At 37.1% G+C, this 9,038-nt stretch carries 5 protein-coding genes; all 5 read left to right on the top strand.

Features of this window, described 5'->3' with window-relative positions; translation table 11 throughout:
* The first annotated feature begins 249 nt into the window (after positions 1 to 249).
* The gene (locus MUN53_RS10470; protein ID WP_243325372.1) at positions 250 to 1,311 is read left to right on the top strand and encodes a FecR family protein; all 1,062 of its coding nucleotides are present in this window, start codon (positions 250 to 252) and stop codon (positions 1,309 to 1,311) included.
* Positions 1,312 to 1,410: 99 nt separating this feature from the next.
* A complete protein-coding gene (locus MUN53_RS10465) occupies positions 1,411 to 4,692 on the top strand; it encodes a TonB-dependent receptor (RefSeq protein WP_243325371.1) in 3,282 nt (1,093 codons plus the stop codon).
* A 23-nt stretch (positions 4,693 to 4,715) separates the two neighbouring features.
* The gene (locus MUN53_RS10460; protein ID WP_243325370.1) at positions 4,716 to 6,383 is read left to right on the top strand and encodes a RagB/SusD family nutrient uptake outer membrane protein; all 1,668 of its coding nucleotides are present in this window, start codon (positions 4,716 to 4,718) and stop codon (positions 6,381 to 6,383) included.
* 396 nt (positions 6,384 to 6,779) lie between these two features.
* Complete coding sequence (gene tig, locus MUN53_RS10455) at positions 6,780 to 8,132, top strand: trigger factor (RefSeq protein ID WP_243325369.1); 1,353 nt, start codon at positions 6,780 to 6,782, stop codon at positions 8,130 to 8,132.
* Between the two features lie 190 nt (positions 8,133 to 8,322).
* Entirely contained in the window at positions 8,323 to 8,985 is a 663-nt protein-coding gene (gene clpP, locus MUN53_RS10450) for an ATP-dependent Clp endopeptidase proteolytic subunit ClpP (RefSeq protein WP_022455755.1), read from the top strand.
* The last annotated feature ends 53 nt before the right edge of the window (positions 8,986 to 9,038 follow it).

Genomic DNA, 9,038 nt, shown 5'->3' with positions numbered 1-9,038 from the left:
AGCTTTATTGTAAATTAATAGTTTGATCACTTCTAATCTACTAATAATCAGCGATAAGCACAACCTTTTATACATATTTATTTTATCAATTTAATTCCGCCAACGGGTTATAAACATATTGAACAATACATAGTAGCCGTCTTATCAGGAGAAGCCTCTTCTGAAGAGATTCAGCTTGTACAAAAATGGATCAATGAATCGGAGGCAAATAGAGATTATTTTGAGAAGATGCAATGCCTATATAAATATGTGGCAAAACCATCCAAACAAGATAATAAACAACTTTTATTTGACGTAGATGCAGCCTGGGGAAAACTTCAGGCAAAGACTATCAGACAAAGAAAAACATCTCGTTTCTCTTATTTACGATGGATATCTTATGCTGCCGCTGCCATCATTGCTTTACTAGTTATCTTAAACACCTTTGGTCCAAGCAAGAGCAGCAAAGAGACGGACCTATTAACAAACCAGTTAGAAGTTAATCAAACAAACGAACCTGTATTAATCTTAGAAAACGGAGAAAAAGTGTCTTTACAAAAAGACTCCTTTTCTTTGCAGAAAAACTATGCAACCATTCATAAAAAAGATGCCAGTATTTCCTATAAGTCTGACAACCAAGAAACAGATAACGAAACAACAGAAGTACAGCATCGCCTAGTCATACCCAAAGGGAAAACCTATGACCTATTATTAGCAGATGGTACACATGTATGGCTAAATGCAGAAACAGAACTAACCTATCCAACCAATTTCAATGGCGATCAAAGAAAAGTAAAACTCAAAGGTGAAGCCTTCTTTGATGTAGCAAAAGATGCTCAAAAACCATTTATTGTTGAATTAGAAAACATGGATATAAAAGTACTAGGAACATCTTTCAATATATCTAACTACGAAGAAGATAAGACAGAAAGTGTTACTCTGGTCAGTGGATCCGTAGAAGTTAATGTCGCTCAGAAAGGAACTTATCAGATAACACCTTCGGAACAATTGTCTTTAAGCGAATTTCATCAGACTGTCAATATAGAAAAAGTAGACACAGAATTGTTCACTTCTTGGAAAGACAATAAATACATTTTCAAAAATGCACGTCTTGATGATATTTTAAAGAAACTACATCGCTGGTACGATTTTTCCGTCGCCTATGAAGATGCCTTAATGGGAGAAAAACGATTTTCCATCATAATAGATCGGGAAGACGATTTAAGTAAAGTATTAGAAATTATCAGTTATACATCGAATATCAAGCTTGAATATAAAGATAAACGTATTAATGTACGCAGTGAAAAATCATTAGAGAAAGGAGGTCTATGAAATAAGAAAAATCATGAAAGCACTTTTTGTATCAAAGCATTACAATAAAACGAATAAATAAATCTATCATTACATTTTTAACCTATAAATCTTATTTTTATGGTAAATAAAAGAAGAAAATGTCTCTTATTAGATGTGACAAAGAATAATCTGAGACGATCCTTTTTTATAGCTTCATTGAGTGGAGTTTTAGCCAGTACTTCTTCTGAATTATGGGCGTCTAATTCTGTTTTTGAAGAAACATATAGTTTAAACATTACATATAAAAATGCAACCCTCGAAGAAGTTTTAGATGAAATATCCCAACAGACAGGTATAAAAATAGCTTATAGCAATGATGTCGTATTAAATAAAAGACAAGTATCTGTAGATTTCAAAACAACAGATATAAAAGAAGCTTTAGCTATCGTTTTAGGCGATGAATATACCTTTAAACAAGTTGATAATTACATTGCAATTGCCAGAAGAACCAATAACGAGAACATTTCTTCAACAAAAGCAGTTGCCGACGATAGGCAATGGACTATCCAAGGTCAGGTCATGGAAAACACCGAACCTCCTTATCCATTAGCTGGTGTAAATATTGTTATCAAAGGAACAACGATTGGAACAATCAGTGATAACAACGGTTATTTTAGTATTAAAGCCAAAAGAGGAGATATCTTAGTCTTTAAATACGTCGGATTCAAAGACTATGAACACGTTGTATCCAGAGAAATCAGTAACTTAACAGTTTCTTTAACTGCCGAATCAGCAGAATTGGACGCAGTGGTGGTAACCGGTCTATCTGAAGAAAAGAAGTTAAATTCTATCTCATCTGTTTCAGCATTGGATGTCACTCAGAATCTATCTACAAAACCAATTACAAACATTTCTCAATCTTTACAAGGAGGTATTACCGGTATCAACGTATCACAAGGATCTGGTATGCCTGGTGCAGATGGCGCAACCATTAAGATTCGAGGTATTTCATCTCTGGAAACCAACAATGACCCGTTGGTACTGGTAGATGGTATTCCTATGGACATGAACCAACTGGATCCAAATACGATTGAAAGTATAACGGTACTGAAAGATGCTGCTGCCGCAGCCATTTATGGAGCAAGAGCAGCGAATGGTGTGATCGTAGTCAAGACAAAACGTGGTATGCCAGGAAAAGTAAGTATTTCATATAATGGTTACTTCGGTATTCAGGAAGCTACATACTTGCCTGAGTTCGTTGATGGAGCTACTTATATGGAAATGGTAAATGCTGCGAATTTAAATATAGGGGGAACAGCTCCTTATTCTAAAGAAGCAATTGAAGCAACACGTAACCATACAGATCCTATTAATTATCCTGATACAGATTGGGCAGACTGGTTATTCCACACAGGAACTGTACAGAATCATTCTGTTGCTGTTTCAGGCGGTGGTAACTTAGCTCGTTTTGCTTTAACAGTAAATTATCTGGACAATCAAGGTTTAGTAGACAATACCAATTCTAACCGATTGAATATTCGTGCTAATACGACAGTAAACTTATTAGACAATTTATCTGTAAACATGGACTTCAATTCATATAGAACAAACCGTGAACAGCCATTGTTTAATAACGGAGGTGATATCTTTACTTATATCTATCGAACTCCACCTATCACAGCCATTCATTACCCAATGAAAGAAGGAAGTGACATTGTTTATTACGGAAACCGACCCGAACAACGAAATCCGGCTGCGATCTTGGAAAGAGGTGGTACTTACACATCTTTGGAAGATAATATCAATATTAATATTGCACCGCGTTGGGAGATTATTCCACATTTGATCGTTCGTGGTCAATATGCTTATCAGATTAGTAGTAGTGCGACCCGAAACAAAAAAGAAGCTTATAACTTCTTCGATTATAAAACAGGAGCCTTCCTTCAGACATGGAGTGCAGATTATGGTGCAAGCAAAAACCGTTGGAGTTATTACTACTTGGGAGGTACAGTAGAATATACTTATGAAAAAAACAAACATCGTTTGTTTGCCATTGGAGGTTACAACCAGGAACTGACCAATAGTGGAGACTGGGATCAATGGGCAATGGTTTCCTTATTTGCGAAAGCAAACTATACATTCGACAGTCGTTACTTGTTAGAAGCAACTGTACGTCGTGATGGTTCTTCTCGTTTTGGCAAAGGGAATAAATATGGTATATTTCCCTCTGTAGGAGCTGGTTGGAACTTGCATGAGGAAGCATTCATGAAACCACTAAAAAACAAGATCAATGAATTCAAATTACGTGCTTCTTACGGTTTATTAGGTAATGAAAACATCGGTTTATACAAATACCAAACATTGATCGATGCAGGGAATGGTAACGAAACAGTTTTTGGAAATCCAGACATCACTTGGGAAACCGTACAAATGCTGAATGTGGGTACTGATATCCGCGTATTCAAAGATCTGGCTATCACATTCGATTACTACGATAAGTTGACGAATGACATGATTATCACGCCACCAATTTCTTATATTGGAGGATTAGGTTCTGTTCCACTGAATGCTGGTAAAGTTAGAAACCGTGGTTGGGAATTAGACATTAATTATGGTAAACAGCTTACAAAAGATTTCAGCTTTAACATTCACGGAGGTTTATCTCAGAACAAGAATAAGATCGAAGAATTATACGGTGCACCTTATGACCATGGAGATAGAATCCATCAAGTAGGTTATGCACTGAATAGTTTCTATGTTTATCCAACAGATGGACTATTACAAGAAGATGACTTTACAACAGATGCATCGGGAGAGTTAGTTCCTAAAGATGGTGTCGTTATTTTCGACGGACAAAAACCCGGTGATATTCACTATGTGGATCAGAATGGAGACGGACGTATTTCTACAGAAGACCGTGTAATTCGTGGAGACGAACAACCTAATTTGAACTATTTTGCAAATCTATCGCTTAACTACAGAAAATGGAACCTGGAAGTATTGTTCCAAGGGGTACAAGGTGTAGATGCATATTACGGAGAACCTTATTCATTCGGTTTGAATATGAGTGGAGATGGACAAACCCCAATGGCATTCCAAACCGATTATTGGACACCTGAAAACACAGATGCCCGCTATCCTCGTATGGCTCCGAACTCATCGTATGGTAATAACCACCATACATCCGACTTCTGGCATTTCGATGCAAGTTATTGTCGCGTAAAATACATCCAGTTAGGTTATAACTTTGATCAAATGGGATTAAAGAAAATTGGTATATCCAATATCCGCGTGTATGCCAACGTACAAAATCCGTTTACATTTGCCAAAGAAAATTTAGTCGATCCGGAAAGTAGAGGTCAAATGGGATCTTATCCGTTAATTAAAACCTATTCATTAGGACTTAGTTTGAATTTCTAATCGTACTTTTTAACATGAATCATATGAAACGAAATAATTGGATTAAAATTTGGGGACTTTCTTGCTTACTAGTAGCAGGAACAACGAGTTGTGAAGATTTTCTCACACGAGATCATCCCACAGGTACAACAGATGAAAAATTCTGGAAAACCATGAATGAATGTGAGAATGCTCTAGGACAATGTAGAAGCTGGTTTAGAGGAGGACATGGTGCTTCTAATCTAAGTATCATGTGTATGGAAGGAATGACAGATAACATGTATTTCCAATCCAACTTCGAACAACGTATTGTGATGATGGGAAATGGTTCTATGGTTGCTCCAACATCAAACAATGCACCAAGTCCATGGGAAGACATATTTAACACATGGCAGAATTATTACACTTTAATTCGTAGATGTTGCCGTTTCTTAGAACATGTGGATGCAGCATACTTTTCAGATGAAGACGAAAGAATTAGAATGAAAGTAGAAGCTCGTGTCTGGCGTACTTGGTATCACATGAATTTATTGAGATGGTATGGCAGACATGATGGCATTCCTATTGTAAAAACGAGTGTAACTCCAACTGAAAACATGCTAGCCCGTAATACAATAGATGAATGTTTGGCCTTCATCAATCAAGAATTTGATGAAGTACTACAAATCCAGAATGATGAAGCATTTCCGTTCTTGTGGGATGAAGGACGTCGTGATCGAATCAGTAAAGCAGTTGTTCTAGCTATGAAAATGGATATCAACTTCCAGTTCAAGAAGTATGATGTAGCCATGGCTGCTGCGAAACAATTAATTGATTCGGGAGTATTTGAGCTGTATTATGATACAGAAAACAACGCAACAGATCCAAGTGCCAATTATCGGAATCTATTTACCTATGTAGGTGAACAGAACAAAGAACGTATCTTCTTTACAAAAGACGGTGCTAACGATACATGGTTCCGTTTTATGACGGCGAGTTTAAGTGGGCAAGGTTGTGCAGCTCCATTAAAGACATTAATCGACACTTATGAGACCATCGACGGAAAGACGATCCAATCACTACCAGCAGACGAACGACAAAAATTCGAGAAAGACCCGTTATATAAAGAACGTGATCCTCGATTCAAAGCAACAATCATGTTGCCTGGAGATAATTCAGCGATCTCGAATTATACATATTCTCCGTTCGATCCGGGCAGTGGTGACTACTTCGGTCAAGTGGGAGCTTCACCTTCCGGTTATCTGATGAAGAAATACATTGACGAAAATGACCGTTCAACAGGGTACGGTTCCTTAGACTTTGTTATTTATCGATACGCCGAAGTACTACTGGATTATGTTGAATGTTTAGTAGAAACAGGAGATTGGCAAAATCCGGATGTTGAGAAGTATATCAATATGATCCGTCAGCGTGCTGGACTACCCAACATGGATAAATCAGTATATAATTCACAGGAAAAAGTTCGTGAACTTTATCGCCGTGAACGTCGGGTAGAATTCTGTTTTGAAGGGAAACGATATGATGACATCCGTCGTTGGGAAATAGGTCCAGAAACAATGACAGGTCCTATTCAAGGAGCTTGGAATCCTTCCGAAAATGCATTTATTTTGATAGAAACACGAAATTGTATTTTCCCGAAATATGATTCTTGGCCATTGCCACAGCAAGAAGAAACCGCAAATCCGAATATTGATCAACCTACCGGTTGGTAAAAGGATATTGTCTATTGCATAAAAAAGCCTGTTATAAGATTGGTTATTCCTTCTTGTAACAGGCTTTTTATACAAAAACGGTTACGTTCTATGTCCTAAAAGATCTTTTCCCCATTTAATATCCAGTAAAATGGGAGTCTTGAGAATTAAAAACGAAACTAACGAGATTTGAAAATGATTCCCGTTGGTTTTATTTTCAAATCCGCCGGATTTTCAGCAAGAGCTGGCGTGTTTTGATAAAAAGGCGGCACATATTTTAATTTTAGTCCTACGAAATCACAAATAAAATCCCCTTGATTAGAACAATTTAGGAAAACAATTTGCGATATTAAAAGAATAAACCTAATTTTGCACCCTAAAAATTGAATCGAATATTAATTAAATAAATCATTCAGAATGAACGTTTCTTTTATCAACAATGATTCTGTACGTGGAATCATCCGTTTAGAAATTGTAAAGTCTGACTATGCAGATAGCGTTGAAAAAAGCTTGCGCGGACTGCGTCAGAAAGTTAATATGCCGGGCTTCCGTAAAGGAATGGTGCCTATGGGTATGGTTAAGAAGATGTATGGAAAACAGGCGTTACTGGAAGAAGTGAACAAGATCGTTTCAGAAAACCTGTTCAAGTATATCCGTGAAAATAATATCAAAGTGTTGGGTGAACCGATGGCCAGCGAAGCTGAACCTTCTGTTGTTGATTTCGACAAGCAGGAAGATTTCGTATTCAACTTCGATGTTGCTTTGGCTCCTGCCATCAACATCAACCTGAGCAAAGATGATACGTTGACTTACTATCAGGTAAAGATCGACGACGAAATGCTGAATAAGCAAGTTGAAGCTTATACAGCTAACTTCGGTACTTATGAAAAGGTTGAAGAAGTTGAAGAAAAGGATTTAGTAAAAGGTACTGTTGCTGAATTGGAAAACGGTTCACCGAAAGAAGGTGGTATCGTTGTTGAAAACGCAGTCCTGATGCCTCAGTTCATTAAAGATGCAGACGAAAAGGCTAAATTCATCGGAGCAAAGAACAATTCTGTTATCGTATTCAACCCGAGCAAGGCATTCGAAGGTGCTGAAGCTGAAATTGCCAACTTCCTGCATGTTGACAAAGCTAAAGTTGCTGAATTAACTGGAGACTTCAGCTTCGAAATCACTGAAATCACTCGTCATAAGAACGCAGAATTGAATCAGGAATTATTCGACAAGGTATTCGGTGAAAATGTAGTAACAAGCGAAGAAGAATTCAAAGAAAAGATCAAAGAAGCTTTGGCTGAACAATTCACTCCGCAGAGCGACTACAAGTTCTTATTGGATGCACGCGAAATTCTTGTACAGAAAGCTGGCGAATTGAAGTTTGCTGATGATATCTTGAAACGCTGGTTATTATTAGCAAGCGAAAAGAACACTGCTGAAAAGATCGAAAGCGAATTCTCTAACATCCTTAGCGATTTGACTTATCAGTTGATCAAAGAAAGCCTGGTTAAAGAAAACAACCTGAAACTGGAAGATGCAGACATCGAAGGCTTCGCTAAACGTGTTGCTAAAGCTCAGTTCGCTCAGTATGGTATGTTATCGATCCCTGAAGATGTTCTTGACAACTATTCAAAAGAAATGTTGAAAAACAAAGAAACAGTTCAGAATATCGTAGATCGTGCCATGGAAGAAAAACTGGCAGCTTGCTTGAAAGAAAAAGTAACAATCGATTTGAAAGAATTGACTGCAGAAGAGTTTGCTAAACTTTTTGAATAATGCAGTTCTTCCCTTTTGTAATAAAAGGGTTCATTAGAAAAGGATTTTTCCTGAAAATATTTTATCGGAGATACAAATAAATTGTTTCTTTCAGAAATTTATTTATAACTTTGTTTATCCGTTAAGTATAAAAAGGAGGAATCCTTTTTTCATGTGTTTTCTTCTCGGATTTATGATTAACAAAACTAGTATGGAAGATTTTAGAAAGTATGCAACTAAACATTTGGGAATGAGCGGAACGGCTCTTGATAGTTACATGAATATAACAAGCAGTTATATTTCACCGACCATTATAGAGGAACGTCAGCTTAATGTTGCCCAAATGGACGTTTTCTCTCGTTTGATGATGGACCGGATTATCTTTCTGGGAACTCAGATAGATGATTATACGGCCAATGTTATTCAAGCGCAATTATTGTATCTGGATTCAAGCGATCCAGGCAAAGATATTTCTATTTATATCAATTCACCGGGTGGTTCGGTATATGCAGGATATGGCATTTACGACACCATGCAATTCATCGGATCTGATGTCTCTACCATTTGTACAGGTATCGCAGCATCTATGGCATCCGTATTGCTGGTAGCTGGAACCAAGGGAAAACGTTTTGCCTTGAAACATTCAAGAGTCATGATCCATCAGCCATTAGGAGGCGTTCAAGGTCAAGCTTCTGATATCGAAATTACTGCTCGCGAAATATTGAAAGTTAAAAAGGAATTATATACCATCATTTCCGATCATTCAGGAAAACCTTTTGAAGAAGTAGAACGAGACAGTGACCGAGATTTTTGGATGACAGCACAGGAAGCCAAGGATTATGGCATGATTGATGAAATCTTAACTCGGAAATAAGTCCTTACCCAAATAAAGATTGTAAATTTACAGAAAAACTAAAAAAGAAAGAT

It is taken from the genome of Parabacteroides faecalis (assembly GCF_022809355.1).
GTDB classification, from domain to species: Bacteria; Bacteroidota; Bacteroidia; order Bacteroidales; family Tannerellaceae; genus Parabacteroides; species Parabacteroides faecalis.
Note: the sequence above shows the minus strand (reverse complement) of the source record. Positions and strands in the feature narration are given on the sequence as shown.